The sequence below is a fragment of the Intrasporangium calvum genome (genome assembly GCF_028446585.1).
Taxonomy (GTDB): Bacteria; Actinomycetota; Actinomycetes; order Actinomycetales; family Dermatophilaceae; genus Intrasporangium; species Intrasporangium calvum_A.
Genome location: NZ_JAPFQL010000082.1, coordinates 1 through 16672 on the forward strand (window position 1 = coordinate 1; position 16672 = coordinate 16672).

Here is a 16672-nt window from a genome sequence, read left to right on the forward strand (position 1 = left end):
GGCACGAGCGCGTTCGGGCAGCCCACAGTGGCGCTGACTCCTCGCGACTGGGCGACCGTGGTCGGTCGGCAAGTGGCGTGGAGGCGAGCACTCCTTGCACTGAACCGGAGGCTGACCAGGTCCGATGACCTGCTGGTGAACGTCAACGTTCTTCCATGCAGCGCAAACGACTTGGCCAATACCCTCGAGGAGATGCGCCGGGAGAACACTCCAGCCGGCAACGTGGGCTGAGGATGCTGAGGAAGAGGGGACGCTTTCGCAGTTTCGGAGGCCAGGTGCCGTTGCGGTGGGGTCCTGGCCGCCTCGGCGTGGCTCGTACGCCGGCGCCGATGACGGGGTTGGTTGGCCTAACCAGGCGCGCCCACATCGCCCTCGATCAGCCGGATCAGGGAGGCGCGTCTTTTCGCGGCGAATGCACTATGCAACATCATGGCTACGAGAGCTCGGAAAGTGAACTCCGGGGCGACGATGACGGAGGACCATGGCTACGTCCATCAGGGTCGAACGCAACGGGCGCGTCTACCGGGTGAAGGCCGTCAAGCGCGGCGCCACCCTCCGTCCACTGGCCCCCGCCGACGGCCTCGAGACGCTGGTCATCCTGCCGTTCGCGTTCGCCTACTTCTGGTGGCTCGATCGTCAGCAGTCGTACAAGGTCGGCGTAGTCATCGACCCCAAGCCGACCGCCGTGTTCGCCTTTGGTCGACTGGTGCTCCACAAGGAACTCCTCCCTCCCGGAGTCGACCCCGCACCACGGATGCGCGAACTGGCGGATGAGGTCCGGGCCGGCAGGTACGACTCGAAGCCGCACTAGATCGCACCGGCGCCCACAGACGGGGAAAACCGGTCCTCGAGCCGACTGGGTGAACTTCGCCCCGGGCGCCTTCCTTCAGGCAGGCGGCAAGGCACGCACGAGTTCGCGGTGGAGCTCGCCGACGTGACCGGCAGACAGCGGCCCCGGCGCCTGCAGCCTTGCGTAGAGCTTCTTCGGCCAGCAGACCTGCACCCCACCGATGCTGAACGCCCCACCGAGCAGCGGCCAGTCCGCGTCGACGAAACACAGCACCCCCTGCACCGGCACCTCGCCCCCGAGGAGTCCGCGGACCACGTCTACCTGCCTGAGCGCGCCGTCGACGAGCCGCGTACGGTCCCGGGCACCGACCAGCAGCCGCTCCACGCGCGGCCGCAGCACTCCGCCCTCGACCTTCAACCGCGGCCGCCCCCGGTACTTCTTCGCATCGACGACATAGACACCGCCGGGAGCCACGACCACATGGTCGATGTTCGCGCGGCTCCCCGGCATCCGCCGGTCATGCAGCACCTGAACCCTCTCTCCGGCGATCGCGTCCAGGCCGCGACCGAGCCGCTCCTCCCCCGCCGCCCCGGTCTGCCACGCTCTGATGGACTGCTGCTCTCCGGTGACCGCGAGCAGGAGCCCACCGAGGCGCGGGTGGTTGGCGCGCACGCGCGCTTCCCGAGCCGCGCTGCGCCGATCGAACTCCCGTCGCGCCGAGGCTCCGGCCACCCCGGCGTCGACCGCGGAGGCCTCCAGCCCACCACCGTCGACCGCGGAATGCCTCTCGCAGCGGACGCTCCTGGACGCCCGGTCGTACACGCCGTGAGAGCCGGCAGGCAGCGCGAGCCCGCACACCCTGCACGTCCCGGCAAACCGCAACCGCAGCATCTTCTCCGAAGGCCCCAACTCCACCCGGTCACCGTATGAGCCAACCCCCATGCGGCGTGGAGGTTTCGTTGCAGACAGCGCCCCCGGCCCCGCCAGCAGCACCCAGCCCAACGGCATACGGCCCCATAGGTCGTATGCCGCTGGGCTCAGCGGCCGCCCAAGCTCCGTCCGCGCGCGCTGACTGCTCGGCCGCCCGCCCCTGCGCGGCGCACGCTGGGCCTCGATGAAACCGAGCACATCGGTGACAGTCACCTGCTCCGGCGGCTTCCCGACGATGCCGAAGAACACCTTCAGGTCGAACGCCTGCGCGGCCAGCGTGTTCGGCCGGACCCGGGCCGCTGTGAACCGCAGATACTCGTCCAGCAGCGGCTCGCCGAGGGTAGGCACCCGTCCAGCCACGTGCACCAGGCACGGCATGAACGACCCGATCCCGGACGTGCGAACCTCCTCGACGACCGCCTCAACAGCAGCCTCCACCCGCCCCCCTCTGAGGCCCGGAACCGACGCGCCGATCACCTACATATCAAGCCCTTCTTCGCGGCCGAGCTCGACCGGCCAGGCAAGTGGTGATCGACTTCGTCACCGAACACAAGGAGCACCGCGTTCCTGACGCCGATGGGCAGCTGGGGTTGCGGTGGGGGCTCGAGCCCTTGTGCGCTGTGCTTTCCGGGCACGGGGTGTCGATCAGCCCGTCGACGTACTACGAGTCGGTGCATTGCAGGCCGTGCCGGCGCGAGTTCCGTGACGAGCAGGTGACCGCCCTGCTCGCCGCCGAGCGGGACAGGTCCCGGCTGGTGGCCGGGCTGGGGTCGCGCAAGATGTGGCTGCACCTCACGTCGATTGCCTTCACCAGCAGGCTCGTTGAGGCCGCCCTGGCACCGAGCATGATGCGAGCCACCCCGGGCGAGGTGGCGCCGACCGCGATGCCGTGCCCGGACTGCGGTCATCGTGCGTTGTCCTGGCCCCGTCCTCTCCGTGGGACAAACCGATATCTACAGGCCATTGACGAAATGTAGTGCTCTTTGGCATTGTCGGGCACCAGCCAACGGCGGCAGCCGCTCGGCGTCGTCCACCACCGGAGAGGAAACCCGTGACGAGCATGGTGCGGCGTGGCGGAGAGCCGGGCTACCGACGCCTCGCCACCTTCCTGCGTGAAGGCATCCATACGCAGCAGTGGGCCGAGGGTGAGGCGTTGCCGACCGACGGCGAGCTCGGGGAGCGATTCCGCGTCAGCCGACAGACGGTACGACGGGCTTATCTCGACCTGGTCAACGAGGGCCTCGTCTACCGCGTGCCCGGACGCGGCACCTTCATCACGCCGAGCCACCTGCTCTACCGGCGGCCCTTCGAGACCGTCGACGACCTGCTCGCGCTGTCGACCGACACGGAGCTCGAGATCGTGGCGCCGCTCATGGGCTCCTTCGATCCCGTGGCGGCAGCACAGCTCGAGCTGGAGGGGCGCCTGATGTATGGCATGCGGTTCCTGCGTCGCCACGAGGGAACGCTCTTCTGCCACACGTCCGTGTACCTCCCGCCCGACGTCGGCCGCCTCATCGAGGACGAGGAGGCGTTCGCCGACGTCGGGGCCAGGACGACCCACACCGTCATCGGGGCGCTCGCCGCGCACGGCATACAGATCAGCGGGGCAGACCAGTCGATCACGGCCCGAGCCGCGGACGCGGTCGACGCCGAGCGCCTCGGCTGCACCGAGGGCCATGCCCTGCTCCACATCGAGCGACGCTACCTCGACGTCAGCGGACAGCCCGTCGAGTGGGCCGTCTCCGACTTCCTCCCCGAGCACTACACACACCGGCTTCACCTTGGACGCCGAGCATCCCCCGGCCCGTCATCGACGGTGCACCCCCCCAGGAAAGGAAACCCCTCATGAAGCGGACCCCACTGCACGTGCTGACCGGAGTCGCCCTGGTGACGACGCTCAGCCTCGCCGCCTGCAGCGGCGCGAGGAGCGGCGGAGACGCTGGTGCCACCGGCGCAGACAAGACGTACACCCTCAAGTTCTCGCACGTTGTTACGGACACCACCCCCAAGGGCAAGGCGGCTCTGTGGTTCGAGAAGGAGCTGGAGAAGCGGAGCAACGGCCGCATCAACGTCGAGGTCTACGCCAACTCGTCGCTCTACGGTGACAAGGACGAGATGCAGGCGATCCAGCAGAACTCCGTCCAGATGCTCGCACCCGCATCGGCGAAGTTCACCACGGTCGCCCCGGCCCTGCAGGTCCTCGACCTGCCCTTCCTCTTCGACAAGCCCGAGGACATCCCCACCGTCGCCGCCCCGGACACCGAGGTCGGCAAGGCCATCTTCGGCAACAAGGACCTCGAGGCGAAGCACATGAAGGTGCTCGGGCTCTGGGACTCGGGGATGAAGCAGATCCACTCCAACAACCTCACGCAGACGCCGGCCGACATGAAGGGCAAGAAGTACCGCATCCAGCCCTCCGACGTCCTCAAGTCGGAGATCGAGGCCTGGGGTGGGCACGCCGAGGCGATTGCCTTCTCGGAGGTGTACTCGGCCCTTCAGCAGGGCGTCATCGACGGCGGCGAGAACACCTACTCCAACATCGAGTCGCAGAAGATGCACACGGTCCAGACGAACGTCGCCCAGTCGAACCACGGCTACATCGGCTACATCCTCGTGGTGAACACCGAGTTCTTCAACAGCCTCCCGAAGGACCTGCAGGACCTTCTTGTCACCGTGGCCGACGATGCGTCGAAGTACAACCGTGACAACGCCGTCGCCGTCAACGAGGAGTCGAAGCAGGCGATCGAGGCGGCCGGCAAGACCAAGATCAACGTCCTGACGCCCGAGCAGCGGGATGCATTCAAGAAGCTCGTCGTTCCCGCGATCTACGAGCAGTACCGCAGCGTCATCGGCGACAAGATCATCGACGAGCTGCTCGCCAAGCAGAACTAACCCTGTTCGTCCGCGGGGGCGCCGCGACCCGGCGCCCCCGCCCTCCCACAAAGGCGAATCGTGAAACACCTGGACCGGGCACTCACCACCGTCGAGAACGTCCTGGCGGCCAGCGCCCTGGGCCTCGCCGCCCTCATCTCGATCCTCAACATCATCATCCGGCAGTTCGGCCAGGCGTGGTTCTGGACCGAGGAGGCGGTGATCTACCTCATCATCTTCTCGACCTTCATCGGCGCGGTGATCACGCTGCGCCACAACGAGCACGTCAGCGTCGACATCCTCGGCGTCTTCTTCAGGGAGCGCGGCAAGAAGTGGCTGTCCCTCGTCGGTGGCATTGTCACGCTGGTCTACCTGGGCGTGATGGCCGTCCTCGGGTGGATGCTGCTGATGGAGCCGTTCTCCCGGACGACCGTCACTCCGGTCCTCAAGCTCCAGCTGTGGGTCGTGGAGCTCGCGGTGCCCCTCGGGATGACGCTCATGTTCGTGCGCGCGCTCGAGATGCTCTGGCGCATCTGGAAGTACGGCACCTTGGTCAGCGACCCGGATGAGGTGCTGGAGGCGGAGGCCGAGGCCACCGGCCTCAGCGTCGAGGAGGTGCGTGCCTCGCACGAGGCCATCACCACCGGCAAGGGGGCGAGCCTTCAGGAGGTCCTCATCCTCGACGAGGAGTCCCACCTGCACCACCCCGTCGATCACCACAAGTACGAGGACCCCAACCGGCGCGACGACAAGGAGACCGAACGATGAGCACCGAGGTGGTCGCCCTCTTGGTCATCCTCGCGCTGGCGCTGTTCAGCTCCGCGCCCATCGCGATGGCGCTCGGCCTCGCGTCCTTCGCCTATCTCTACTACTTCACGACGATCCCGTTGACGCAGGTCGTGGAACGACTCTTCAACGCGCTCAACAGCTTCCCCCTCATGGCCATCCCGTTCTTCGTCCTGGCGGCCAACATCATGACCCGCGGAGGGATCAGCCGACGCCTGACGGAGTTCGGCAACGCCCTCGTGGGCCAGTACCGCGGTGGGATGGCCATGACCGCCGTCCTCGCCTGCACGTTCTTCGCGGCCGTGTCCGGCTCGAGTCCGGCGACGGTCGTGGCGGTCGGCACCCTGCTGATCCCCGCGATGATCCGCGCGGGGTACCCGAAGCAGTTCTCCACGGGCCTCATCGCCACGTCAGGGTCGCTGGGCATCCTCATCCCGCCCTCGATTCCCCTCATCGTCTACGGCATCGCGACGGAGACGAGCATCGGCGACCTCTTCGTCGCAGGCATTCTCCCGGGCATCTTGGCCGGCGCCATGCTCCTCGTCATGGCGGTGATCGCCTCGCGTCGCAACAACTACGGCTCGGGCGACGAGGTCCAGGCCATGCCGCGCGGCTTCCGCAGGCGGGCGCTGCGGGACGCACTCCTGTCGCTGATGCTGCCCGTCATCGTGCTCGGCGGTGTCTACGGCGGCTTCTTCACACCGACCGAGGCGGCCGCCGCCTCCGTTGCGTACAGCCTGCTCGTGTCCATGGTGTTCTACCGGGAACTCCAGTGGAGGGACCTCGGCAAGGTCCTGCTGGCCTCGGCGAAGACCTCGTCGATGATCATGTTCATCATCGCGAACGGCATCCTCTTCACCTTCGTGCTGGCCTCGGAGCGCATTCCGCTTCAGGTCACCGAGGCCATCGCGGCGATGGACCTGCAGCCGTGGCAGTTCCTCCTTGTCATCAACCTCCTGCTCCTCGTCGTCGGTGCCTTCATGGAGACGAGCAGCGCGCTGCTGATCCTGGCGCCGATCCTCCTGCCGGTCGGCCTGGCGCTCGGAGTGGACCCGGTGCACCTCGGCATCATCATGGTGATGAACCTCGAGATCGGGATGATCACGCCTCCGCTTGGTCTCAACCTCTTCGTCGCGTCCGGGCTCTCGGGGATGTCGGTCCTCGGGGTCGCCAAGGCGGCGTTGCCGAGTGCCGCCGTCCTCCTTGTGGCACTTACGCTGGTGACGTATCTCCCTGTGCTCTCCCTGGCACTGGTCCCCTGAGCCGGAGGCGTATGCCGCGGGGCCGGCCCCGCGGCATACGCCCATCCAGTCCGTGCACCGGTGCGTTGACAAATGTGCGGCCATTTGTAACATGGCCGCATCTATTGAAAGGGTCAGATGTGAGAACGCTTGACGGCATCACCGTCGTGTCTTTGGAGCAGGCCGTCGCCGCTCCCTTCGCCACTCGCCAGCTCGCCGACCTCGGCGCGCGCGTCATAAAGATCGAGCGGGAGGGGTCCGGCGACTTCGCCCGGGGCTATGACGAGACCGTGCGCGGCCTGTCGAGCCACTTCGTGTGGCTCAACCGCGCCAAGGAGTCGGTCAGTCTCGATCTCAAGAGCGACCTCGGCCGCAGCGCGATCCATGCACTCGTCCGAAGGGCCGACGTCTTCGTCCAGAACCTTGCGCCGGGCGCCGCAGAGCGACTCGGCTTCGGGGCGGCCGACCTTCAAGCCCTCAACCCGCGCCTCATCCACGTCTCCATCTCGGGCTACGGCGACGGCGGCCCGTACACGGACAAAAAGGCCTACGACCTCCTCGTCCAGTGCGAGGCCGGCGTCGTCTCGATCACCGGGACCGAGGACGAGCCCTCGAAGGTGGGTGTTTCCATTGCCGACATCGCAGCAGGGATGTACGCCTACACGGGCACGCTCACCGCCTTGCTGCGTCGTGAGCGGACCGGCCAAGGAGCCACGGTCGAGGTCTCGATGCTCGAGGCCCTCGCCGAGTGGATGGGCTTCCCGCTGAACTACGCGACCTACGGCGGGACCCCGCCACCGAGGACGGGGGCACGGCACGCCGCAATCGCCCCCTACGGCCCTTTCCACTGTGGAGACGGCCAGCAGGTCTTCCTCGGCATCCAGAACGAGCGCGAGTGGCAGACGTTCTGCGCCGAGGTCCTCGGCGATCCGGCCCTCGCCACGGATCCCCGGTTCGAGCGCAACTCGCTGCGGGTCCAGAACGTCGACGACCTCGTCGCCGAGATCGAGCGGGTCTTCGCCGGGAGCACCGCCGAGCAGGTGGCCGCGACGCTCGAGCAGCGCGGCATCGCCAACGCCCTCCTGCGGGACATCGCCGGACTTGCCGCTCACCCGCAGCTGGAGGCACGCAACCGATGGGCCGAGTACGACTCCCCCGTCGGCCGTCTCCGCGGGCTCGTGCCGCCCGCCACCATCGAGGGAGACGTGCCGGTCATGGGGCCGATCCCGGAGGTCGGTGAGCACACCGCGGCCGTGCTCGCCGAGCTCGGCCTCGACAGCGCCGTCGAAGGAGTGCAGTGATCGCCAGGACATTGGCCGCTTGGGCGTGCGCTGCACGCCCCGGGGAGGCGGACCGCGCTCTCGCCGATCGCAGCGTGCTCGACACGCTGGCCGTCGCGCTCGCTGCCCGAACCCACCCGATCCGTGCGGTCGCTGCGGCGCTCGGGGGTGACGCCGCCCGCTGGGCGACGCTGGCCCACGTGATCGACTTCGACGACCTGCACCTTCCCTCGACGACGCACATCTCGACGATCTGCGTGCCGACGGCCCTCGCGACAGCGGGTGCGGACCCGCAGCTGGCGAGGCGCGCCTACCTCGCCGGCGCCGGTGTGATGGCGCGCTTGGGAACGGCCCTGGGTTGGCGGCACTACACCCGGGGCTGGCACGCAACGACCACTGCAGGGGCACCTGCCGCGGCCGTCGTGGCGGGCGTCGCGTGGGGGCTCTCGGAGGACCAGATCAGTCGGGCCATCGCCCTCTCGGTGCCCGCCGCAGGTGGGGTGCAGCGGGCGTTCGGCACCGACGCCAAGAGCCTTCAAGTCGGGATGGCCGCACAGGCCGGCGTCCGGGCTGCTCGGCTCGCCGAGGCGGGCGCGAGCGCCGACCTGCGTGCCGTCGAGGCGTGGATGGAGCTGGTCGGCGGGGATCCGCAACACCCCCAGGTCACCGATCCCGGAAGCGAGCTCGACATGGTGCCCGGAGGCCTCGCGGTCAAGGTCTACCCGGCCTGCTACGCCCTCCAACGGCCCATCGGCGCGCTGCGGCGGACGCTGGCGGACCAGAGGCCAGACGACGTCGCCGCCGTCCGCGTGACCACGCCGCGCGGCACGGTCACCCCGCTGGTCCACCACCACCCGACGACCGGCCTCGAGGCGAAGTTCAGCCTGGAGTATGCCGTTGCTACCGCCCTCCTCGACGACCACTCGGGCTTCTGGGCCTTCAGCGACGAGGCCGTGTGCCGCGACGAGGTGGAGCGGCTCGTCGGGCTGACGGACGTGCGCCTCACGGACAGCCGCGGCGAGGGTCTGCTCGACGGAGCCGTGGACGTCGAGATCGAGCTGCGTGACGGCCGGACGCGGCACGGCTCCCTGCAGCTGCCGCCAGGCTCCCCCGGCAACCCGCCCACGCCCGCGGAGATGACCGCGAAGGTCGCCGACTGCATCGCGTCCGCAGGCCTGGACCTCCAGCCCACGGACCTCACGTGGGCGAGCGGTGCCGACCTGCTGCGGACCCACCTGGGCCCCACGCCCTGACCACCCATGACCCGCCAGCCTTCAGGCACGTGCCCGGGCGGACGACACACGAAAGAGGAATCATGACCACTGAGCTGCTTTCCGACGACGAGGTCGAGATCGTGCGACTGGTGCGCGACTTCGTCGACCAGCAGGTCAAGCCCGTCGCCCGCGACCTCGAGCACGCCAACCGCTACCCCGACGCACTCATCCAGGCGATGAAGGAGATGGGGATCTTCGGCCTCGCGATCCCGGAGCCATGGGGGGAGGCGCAGGTGTCCTTGCCGGCGTACTGCCTCGTGACCGAGGAACTGGCAAGGGGCTGGATGAGCCTCGCGGGCGCCATGGGCGGCCACACGGTGGTCGCCAAGCTCATCCTCACGTACGGCACCCAGGAGCAGAAGGACCGTTACCTTCCCCGGATGGCCACTGGAGAGCTGCGTGCCACCATGGCCCTGACCGAGCCCGGAGGCGGCTCCGACCTCCAGGCGATGCGCACCACGGCTCGCCGCGGCGAGGACGGTGACCACTACGTCGTCAACGGGTCCAAGACGTGGATCACCAACGCCCGCAAGGCCGGCCTGATCGCGCTCATGGTGAAGACCGACCCGCAGGCCGAGCCTCGTCACAAGGGCATCTCGATCCTGCTCGTGGAGAAGGAAGGCGACGACGGTCTACCCGGCTTCCACCTGTCGCGAGACCTGCCGAAGCTCGGCTACAAGGGCGTGGAGTCCTGCGAGCTCGCGTTCGACTCCATGAGGGTGCCGACCGAGAACCTCCTCGGCGAGACGGAGGGTGCGGGCTTCGCCCAGATGATGAAGGGCCTCGAGGTGGGCCGCCTGCAGGTGGCCTCCCGCGCCCTGGGCGTCGGTCGTGCCGCGCTCGAGGACTCGCTGCGCTATGCGCAGGAGCGCGAGGCCTTCGGCGTCCCGATCTGGCAGCACCAGTCCATCGGCAACTACCTCGCCGAGATGGCGACCAAGCTGGTGGCCGCCCGCCAGCTCACCCTGCACGCCGCTCGAGCGTTCGATGCCGGACAACGCGCCGACATGGAAGCCGGTATGGCCAAGCTGTTCGCGTCCGAGGTGGGAATGGACATCGCGCTCGACGCCATTCGCATCCACGGCGGCTACGGGTACTCGACGGAGTTCGACGTCGAGCGCTACTTCCGTGACGCGCCGCTCATGATCGTGGGCGAGGGCACGAACGAGATACAGAAGAACGTCATCGCTCGGCAGCTCGTCAAGCGCGGGAACGTGGACCCAGTATGACCGCCACCCACGATGTCGCCGTCAGGCACGTCCAGGAGGCGCGCTCGCTCCTCTTCGTGCCGGGTGACCGGCCCGACCGGTTCGACAAAGCGGGGGCCGCGGGGGCGGACCTCGTGATCATCGACCTCGAGGACGCCGTCGCCCCGGGTCGCCGCCCCGGTGCCCGCGAGGCCGCCACGGAATGGCTCGCCTCAGGGGGTACCGCGGCGGTCCGCGTCAACGCAGTGGGTACCGCCGACCACGACCTCGACGTGGCGGCACTGACCAAGCTCGTCGCCGGGCACCCGGACCAGCACGCACTGCTGGCAGTCGTCGTCGCGAAGGCCGAGGGCTCCGCAGACCTGTCCGGCCTGGCGCACCGGGTCGGTGCGCCGGTGGTCCCGCTGCTGGAGACGGCACGCGGCGTGCAACGAGCCGCCGAGCTCGCCGAGGCGCAGGGGGTGGCCCGGCTTGCCTTCGGCCACCTCGACTACGCCCTCGACCTCGGGGCTGCCCCCACCCGGCAGGCCATGCTCCATGCTCGCTCGATGCTCGTGCAGGCGTCGCGCGCTGCGGGCCTCCCCGGTCCCGTTGACGGTGTCACGGCTGAGCTCGACGATTTCGACAGGCTGGTCGATGACGTCGCGCACGGGGTCGAGCTCGGCTTCACCGGCAAGCTGCTCATCCACCCCCGGCAGGTCGAGCCGACGCATGCTGCCTACCGGCCAACCAGCGAGGAGGTCGCGTGGGCCGAGCGGGTGATCGCCGCAGTCGAAGCAGCTACCGGCGGGCGGGGCGCCCTCCGGGTCGATGGCGCCATGGTCGACCGGCCCGTCATCGTGCGAGCCGAGACCACCCTCCGACGAAGGGATCAGTGACCCATGACATCCGACCCCACACCTTCGAGCGTCAGCCGCACGGAGGTCATCGCGCCCGAGCCCGTCGAGTCGCTCGCCGCGATGCTGGACATCACGGTGCCCTTCCAGCCAGGCGACTCCGTGCCGCCGATGTGGCACTGGATGTATCTGCTCGAACGGCGACCCGAGTCGGAGCTCGGACCCGACGGCCACCCGTCGAGCGGCATACCGGCACCTCCGGGACCCGGTCGCCGGCGGATGTTCGCCGGGGGACGCGTCACCACACTGCAGCCGCTCCTCATCGGGCAACCGGCGACGAAGGTGACCTCCATCGCCAACACCGTCGAGAAGGAGGGGCGGTCCGGGCCCCTGACCTTCGTGACCGTGCTCCACGAGATCACGCAGGGCGGCGAGCTCGTGATCCGCGAGGAGCAGGACATCGTCTACCGCGTGCCCGGCACGGGGGCCCTGCCGGCCCCGCCGCAGCCGCCGGCCCCGCCGGCAGGTCCGACCCTCAGCCTTGCAGTCGACGAGCGGATGATGTTCCGCTTCTCCGCCCTGACGTACAACGCGCATCGCATTCACTACGACTTGGGCTGGGTGGCGCGGGAAGGGTACGAGGGTCTCGTCGTCCACGGACCGCTCCAGGCGCTGATGATGGCCGAGCACCTGCGCCGCGAGGGGATAACCGTCGTCGGCCAGACCTACGCCTACCGTCTGGTCTCCCCCATGGTGGGGCCCCAGACGTTCACGGTCGTTCCCGGCCCCGAGGGCCTGGAGCGCGGCGCCGAGGCGCGGAGTGCGGCCGGGGCCGCCTGTGCAACGAGCACCGTGACGGGCCCACTCCCCTGATGTCTGCTCGTGGCGGCCCGGCCTGAATCATCCTGAGTTTCCCCGAGGGTGTTGATCTAGCAAGAGAGACTGTTGTCCGTGCCTGCACCGGGCAACGCCCCAGCTTTCCGCAGTTGCCCCAAAGCTGAGCCAGGTGTCAAGGACCTGGACGCCATGAACGCCTTCACCACCACTTCGTCCAGCGGAGTTCGACTTGGGAATTGCCTTGAGGGAGAGCGTGATTCCGTAGACATCCTCACTGTAAGCCCACCGCTCGCCATATGATACCGAGTTGCCCGCGGCCCGGAGCCTGGTGGCGGGACGCTGGCACGCCTTTGATCAACCTGTCTGCACAGCCTTGGAACAGCCACGCAGACAGGGAGCCACGCGTGCTCCGTTCGCTCAGCTCGTTGTTCTGGGTGCCTCCGCACCGAGTAGGCGTTGCGGCATGATCGGCTCGTCATGTGGAGCGTCGCGCACGAGGTCGAACCGATCTTCGGCCACGCCCAGGCCCAACTGGGTGATCTGCCGGTTGTAGGCGGGGGTTGGGCGCTGCCGGGTCACTCGCTGGCCGAGCTCGGCAGCCATGCAGGCGGCAGCTTGTCTGGCCAGGGGGTCGGTCAGCGCTCGGCCGTAGCGGGCGAGGACGAGCATGGCGGCGGCATACATGACGCGCTGCGCCAGCTCGAGCCCGACGGTCTGGCGATCAGCGAGCCCGGCGCCATGGTGGCGCAGGGCAGCATCGATCTCCAGTGCGGACAGGTGGAGGAGCTGGGCCGCGAAGCTCGTCTGGTCATCGAGGTCCATCGGCACCGCACCGAGGGGCACTGTGGCGCGCAGCTGTCGGGGTGCAAGCCAGCGTGCGTACGGCGCAACAGCGCCGCGTGCTTGCCACAGGTGCACCGGGTCGCGGTGCGGGGCGCGCCCGATCACGTCGCCAACGGGTGCGAGAAATGCAGCATGCTCTCTGCTGAGGGCCTGGAAGAAGCCGAGCGTCAGGATCTCGTTCTCGCCCTCAAAGACGGTCGGCGCAAGCATGTCGTAGACGTCGTCGGCGAACATGTTTCCGTCCAGGAACGCCCGCCCGCCGTGCGTCTTCAACATCAGGTCGACAGCGGCCTCCTTGAGCATCTCGCTGCCGAAGACCTTGGCCACCACGGCCTCGAGCTCGCCGCGATAGCCGTTGTCCAACAGGCCCGCCGCCCACAGCGCGACGCCGTCACAGCCGACGATCCGGGCAGCCATCCGACCCAGCCGCCGCTGAACCAGCTCCCGGGTGCCAATGGGCGCGCCGAACGTCGCGCGCGTCCGTACCCACGGGATCAAGCTGCCCGTCATGCGTCGCAGCAACCCGGCCGCGCCGGCGCAGACCGCGATCCGACCATGGTTGAGCGCGTGGTACGTCACGACGAGGCCCGGAGCGTCGAGCAGGTTGTCCGCCGGCACGGGCAGCTCATGGAACACCAGGGCTCGGTGGGCGACATGCCGGAAGGCCCGCACCCCGAGGCGCACCAGCTGGAAGTGGTCGTCCTCGACATCCGGCAGCTCCACGACCAGCATGCGCAGGTCACCGTCGACCCGGCACAGCACGCACCCGGTGCGAGCCGGCGCTGCGTTGGTGATCATGAGCTTCTCCCCGGTCAGGTGCAGCAGGTCCCCGGACCGCACGGCGTGGGTGCGGATCGCACGCAGGTCTGAGGCGGTCGCTGGCTCTGTGGTCGCGAAGATGCCCAGACGCGAGCCACTCGCCAACGGCGTGAGCAGGCGCTGTTTCTGCTCCGCGGTAGCAAACGTGTTGAGCGTCGTCACCGGTCCGATTCCGGCCTGCAGAGAGGCGAGCACGCCGACCCAGGGGTCAGCCACAGCCAGGTGCCTGAGTATGGGCAGGTAGGTGCTGAAAGAGGCGCCGGACCCGCCGTACTCCGGAACGGCACGCAGCCCCCAGAAGCCAACCCCGGCCAGGTCGGCAATCAGCTCGGTGCTGATCGTCCCGTCGGGGCCGTAGACCGTGCCGTCGGTGACGCGCTGCTCGACCGCGGCCTGTGCCGCCGCTGCGATCTCCTGGACCGCGGGCGTGGCTCGCGGTTCCTCGGCGTCGAACAACTCGAGCGGTACGGCACGCCCCCACACGGCCCGATGAAGCGGGCTCGCTCCCAGAAGCCGCCGATCGCTGCTGTCCATGACCTCTCCCTTCCGCTCACCGTCGTGAGCTGGGCGACCAGGTCCTGCAGCCCCAGTGTGCGAACGGCGAGATCAGTCGTCATAGAGGCGAAGGTCCCCGTCGCCGCGGTGCCCCTACCCGGGGCCCCCGGCATACGGACGGGGTCGTATGCCGCTGGGCTGGGTCAGGACCTCAGGGCTGGGTCAGCGGCATGTCGAGCCAGCCGCGCAGCTCGTCGACGCTGACCCCGAACGTCTCGCGGACCACCGCGCCACCGGGTCCGACGTCGAAGACGGCGTGGTCGGTGTACACCCGGCTGACGCAGCCCAAGGCGGTGACGGGGTAGGTGCACGCGGGCACGAGCTTGGGCCGGCCTTGCTTGTCCAGGAGCGTCATGAGCACGAAGACCTGCTTGGCGCCGATCGCCAGATCCATCGCGCCGCCCACGGCCGGGATGGCGTCGGGGGCGCCGGTGTGCCAGTTCGCGAGATCGCCGACCGCGGACACCTGGAAGGCCCCGAGGACGCACACGTCGAGATGACCGCCGCGCATCATCATGAAGGAGTCCGCGTGGTGGAAGTAGGACGCTCCGGGCAGCTCGGTGACCGGCACCTTGCCCGCGTTCGTGAGGTCCGGGTCGACCTCGTCCCCGACCGCGGCCGGGCCCATGTTGAGCATCCCGTTCTCGGTGTGCAGGACGATGCCCGACTCGGGCCGGAGGTGCTCCGCGACCTTGGTCGGCTGGCCGATCCCGAGGTTGACGTAGGAGAACGGAGGGATGTCGCGGGCCACGACGGCGGCCAGCTCATGCGGCGTCAACGGCATCAGCGGGCTCCTTCCACGGTGTACCTGCGGGCAGGCACGGCGACGACCCGGTCGACGAAGATGCCGGGCGTCACGACGACCTCGGGGTCGAGGCTGCCGATGGCGACGACCTCGGCCACCTGGACGATGGTCGTCGCGGCCGCCGTGGCCATCACCGGCCCGAAGTTTCGGGCGGTCTTCCGGTAGACGAGGTTGCCCATCTCATCGGCGTGGTGGGCGCCGATGAGGGCGACGTCGCCCTTGATCGGGTACTCGAGGACGTAGTCACGTCCGTCGATGCTGCGCGTCTCCTTGCCCTCGGCGAGCATGGTGCCCGCACCAGTGGGTGTGAAGAACGCCCCGACCCCGGCTCCGGCGGCGCGCAGCCGCTCCGCCAGGTTGCCCTGCGGGACGACCTCGAGCTCGATCCTGCCCGAACGGTACAGCTCGTCGAAGACGTAGGAGTCGGACTGGCGCGGGAAGGAGCAGACGACCTTGCGGACGCGGCCCGCCTTGAGGAGCGCGGCGAGGCCCACCTCGCCGTTGCCGGCGTTGTTGCTCACCACGGTGAGGTCAGTCGCGCCCTGCCGGATGAGGCCGTCGATGAGGTCGAACGGCATGCCGGCGAACCCGAATCCGCCGACGAGGACCGTGCTCCCGTCCTCGATGCCTGCGACGGCCTCGTCGACGCTGTCGAGGATCTCGGTGCGACTCATCCGGCGACCTCGACGTTCTCGAGCACGACGGCGAGACCTTGGCCGACGCCGATGCAGATCGCTGCGACCCCGTAGCGCTCGCGGCGCTCACGCAGCACCTTGGCCAGGTTGCCGAGGATGCGTCCGCCGCTCGCGCCGAGCGGGTGGCCGATGGCGATCGCGCCTCCCCGGGTGTTGACCAGCTCGGGGTCCCTCAGCCCCAAGGGAACCCACGCGTCCACGCAGACGAGGGACTGCACAGCGAAGGCCTCGTTGAGCTCGACCGCGCCGACCTGGTCCCACCGAACCCCGGCCCGCTTCAGCGCCCGGTTGGCCGCCTCGACGGGGGCGTACCCGAACTCCTGCGGGTCGAGGGCAAAGGCGCCCCGCCCGATGATCCGGGCCACGGGCTCAACACCGATCCGCCCCGCGGCTTCCTCCGAGCCGAGCAGCACCGCCGAAGCCCCGTCGCTCAGCGGTGAGGCATTGCCTGCCGTGATGGTGCCCCCCGCGCGGAAGGCGGGCTGAAGGGACGCCAGCTTCTCGAGGGTCGAGTCGGACCGGACCCCCTCGTCCCGGACGAGCCCCTCACCACTCATCGGCGCGACGAGATCGTCGTAGAAGCCCTCCTCCCACGCCGCGGCCGCCAGCCGGTGCGAGCGCAGCGCGAACTCGTCCTGGCGCTCGCGGCTGATGCCGAACTTCTCCTGGAGCGTCTCGTTCGCCTCGCCGAGCGAGACGGTCCACTCGCGCGGCATACGCGGGTTGACCAGGCGCCAGCCGAGGGTGGTCGACACCGCGCTGATGTCGCTGGCCGGGAAGCCCTTGGCCGGCTTCGGGAGCACCCACGGCGCGCGCGTCATCGACTCGACGCCGCCGACGAGGACGACGTCGGCGTCGCCCGTCTCGATGGCGCGCGAGCCGATCATGGCGGCGTCGAGGCT

17 protein-coding genes are annotated in these 16672 nt (G+C 69.0%); 12 read left to right on the forward strand and 5 right to left on the reverse strand.

Translation table 11 applies throughout. From position 1 onward, the window contains the following. Window positions 1-231 (forward strand): hypothetical protein (locus OO014_RS15920; RefSeq protein WP_272463308.1); only part of this gene is annotated, 231 nt, incomplete at its 5' end. A 250-nt stretch (window positions 232-481) separates the two neighbouring features. After that, complete coding sequence (locus OO014_RS15925; RefSeq protein ID WP_272463309.1) at window positions 482-811, forward strand: hypothetical protein; 330 nt, start codon at window positions 482-484, stop codon at window positions 809-811. 75 nt (window positions 812-886) lie between these two features. Here OO014_RS15925 and OO014_RS15930 read toward each other — a convergent pair whose 3' ends face one another. Further along, on the reverse strand, window positions 887-2158 hold the full coding sequence (locus tag OO014_RS15930; protein ID WP_272463310.1) for a nuclease-related domain-containing protein: 1272 nt from the start codon (window positions 2156-2158) through the stop codon (window positions 887-889). Between the two features lie 89 nt (window positions 2159-2247). On the opposite strand from OO014_RS15930, the gene OO014_RS19390 reads away from it, so the two are divergent. The 10 genes from OO014_RS19390 (at window position 2248) to OO014_RS15980 (ending at window position 12089) form a co-directional block, all read left to right on the forward strand. Next, window positions 2248-2697, forward strand: a complete 450-nt coding sequence (locus tag OO014_RS19390) for a hypothetical protein (RefSeq protein WP_420485525.1) — start codon at window positions 2248-2250, stop codon at window positions 2695-2697. Between the two features lie 83 nt (window positions 2698-2780). Then, window positions 2781-3569 carry a GntR family transcriptional regulator gene (locus OO014_RS15940; RefSeq protein WP_272463323.1) on the forward strand — a complete coding sequence of 263 codons (789 nt, stop codon included), beginning with the start codon at window positions 2781-2783 and terminating at the stop codon, window positions 3567-3569. Further along, window positions 3566-4612: a DctP family TRAP transporter solute-binding subunit gene (locus OO014_RS15945; protein WP_272463311.1), complete on the forward strand. Its 1047-nt coding sequence runs from the start codon at window positions 3566-3568 to the stop codon at window positions 4610-4612. The genes OO014_RS15940 and OO014_RS15945 overlap by 4 nt, the downstream gene beginning before the upstream one ends. A gap of 60 nt (window positions 4613-4672) precedes the next feature. Further along, complete coding sequence (locus tag OO014_RS15950) at window positions 4673-5359, forward strand: TRAP transporter small permease (RefSeq protein ID WP_272463312.1); 687 nt, start codon at window positions 4673-4675, stop codon at window positions 5357-5359. Beyond that, on the forward strand, window positions 5356-6639 hold the full coding sequence (locus tag OO014_RS15955) for a TRAP transporter large permease (protein WP_272463313.1): 1284 nt from the start codon (window positions 5356-5358) through the stop codon (window positions 6637-6639). The genes OO014_RS15950 and OO014_RS15955 overlap by 4 nt, the downstream gene beginning before the upstream one ends. 119 nt (window positions 6640-6758) lie before the next feature. Then, window positions 6759-7919: a CaiB/BaiF CoA transferase family protein gene (locus OO014_RS15960; RefSeq protein ID WP_272463314.1), complete on the forward strand. Its 1161-nt coding sequence runs from the start codon at window positions 6759-6761 to the stop codon at window positions 7917-7919. After that, window positions 7916-9151, forward strand: a complete 1236-nt coding sequence (locus tag OO014_RS15965; protein ID WP_272463315.1) for an MmgE/PrpD family protein — start codon at window positions 7916-7918, stop codon at window positions 9149-9151. Before OO014_RS15960 ends, OO014_RS15965 begins: the two co-directional genes overlap by 4 nt. A 62-nt stretch (window positions 9152-9213) precedes the next feature. Then, window positions 9214-10401, forward strand: coding sequence for an acyl-CoA dehydrogenase family protein (locus OO014_RS15970; RefSeq protein WP_272463316.1), 1188 nt, complete (start codon window positions 9214-9216; stop codon window positions 10399-10401). After that, window positions 10398-11258 carry an HpcH/HpaI aldolase/citrate lyase family protein gene (locus tag OO014_RS15975; RefSeq protein WP_272463317.1) on the forward strand — a complete coding sequence of 287 codons (861 nt, stop codon included), beginning with the start codon at window positions 10398-10400 and terminating at the stop codon, window positions 11256-11258. Before OO014_RS15970 ends, OO014_RS15975 begins: the two co-directional genes overlap by 4 nt. 3 nt (window positions 11259-11261) lie before the next feature. Next, on the forward strand, window positions 11262-12089 hold the full coding sequence (locus OO014_RS15980) for an FAS1-like dehydratase domain-containing protein (RefSeq protein WP_272463318.1): 828 nt from the start codon (window positions 11262-11264) through the stop codon (window positions 12087-12089). A gap of 381 nt (window positions 12090-12470) precedes the next feature. Here OO014_RS15980 and OO014_RS15985 read toward each other — a convergent pair whose 3' ends face one another. The 4 genes from OO014_RS15985 to OO014_RS16000 all read right to left on the reverse strand — a co-directional run. Continuing rightward, window positions 12471-14249, reverse strand: coding sequence for an acyl-CoA dehydrogenase family protein (locus tag OO014_RS15985; RefSeq protein ID WP_272463319.1), 1779 nt, complete (start codon window positions 14247-14249; stop codon window positions 12471-12473). A 172-nt stretch (window positions 14250-14421) separates the two neighbouring features. Next, on the reverse strand, window positions 14422-15054 hold the full coding sequence (locus tag OO014_RS15990; protein WP_272463320.1) for a 3-oxoacid CoA-transferase subunit B: 633 nt from the start codon (window positions 15052-15054) through the stop codon (window positions 14422-14424). Then, complete coding sequence (locus OO014_RS15995; protein WP_272463321.1) at window positions 15054-15749, reverse strand: 3-oxoacid CoA-transferase subunit A; 696 nt, start codon at window positions 15747-15749, stop codon at window positions 15054-15056. Before OO014_RS15995 ends, OO014_RS15990 begins: the two co-directional genes overlap by 1 nt. Next, window positions 15746-16672: thiolase family protein (locus OO014_RS16000; RefSeq protein WP_272463322.1), on the reverse strand; the 927-nt coding region annotated here is incomplete at its 5' end. The genes OO014_RS15995 and OO014_RS16000, both read right to left, overlap by 4 nt.

Coding starts and splice junctions, on each gene's coding strand:
- OO014_RS15925 (WP_272463309.1), top strand. CDS start 482: ATGGCTACGTCCATCAGGGTCGAACGCAACGGGCGCGTCTACCGGGTG.
- OO014_RS15940 (WP_272463323.1), top strand. CDS start 2,781: ATGGTGCGGCGTGGCGGAGAGCCGGGCTACCGACGCCTCGCCACCTTC.
- OO014_RS15945 (WP_272463311.1), top strand. CDS start 3,566: ATGAAGCGGACCCCACTGCACGTGCTGACCGGAGTCGCCCTGGTGACG.
- OO014_RS15955 (WP_272463313.1), top strand. CDS start 5,356: ATGAGCACCGAGGTGGTCGCCCTCTTGGTCATCCTCGCGCTGGCGCTG.
- OO014_RS15970 (WP_272463316.1), top strand. CDS start 9,214: ATGACCACTGAGCTGCTTTCCGACGACGAGGTCGAGATCGTGCGACTG.
- OO014_RS15975 (WP_272463317.1), top strand. CDS start 10,398: ATGACCGCCACCCACGATGTCGCCGTCAGGCACGTCCAGGAGGCGCGC.
- OO014_RS15980 (WP_272463318.1), top strand. CDS start 11,262: ATGACATCCGACCCCACACCTTCGAGCGTCAGCCGCACGGAGGTCATC.
- OO014_RS15985 (WP_272463319.1), bottom strand. CDS start 14,249: ATGGACAGCAGCGATCGGCGGCTTCTGGGAGCGAGCCCGCTTCATCGG.
- OO014_RS15990 (WP_272463320.1), bottom strand. CDS start 15,054: ATGCCGTTGACGCCGCATGAGCTGGCCGCCGTCGTGGCCCGCGACATC.
- OO014_RS15995 (WP_272463321.1), bottom strand. CDS start 15,749: ATGAGTCGCACCGAGATCCTCGACAGCGTCGACGAGGCCGTCGCAGGC.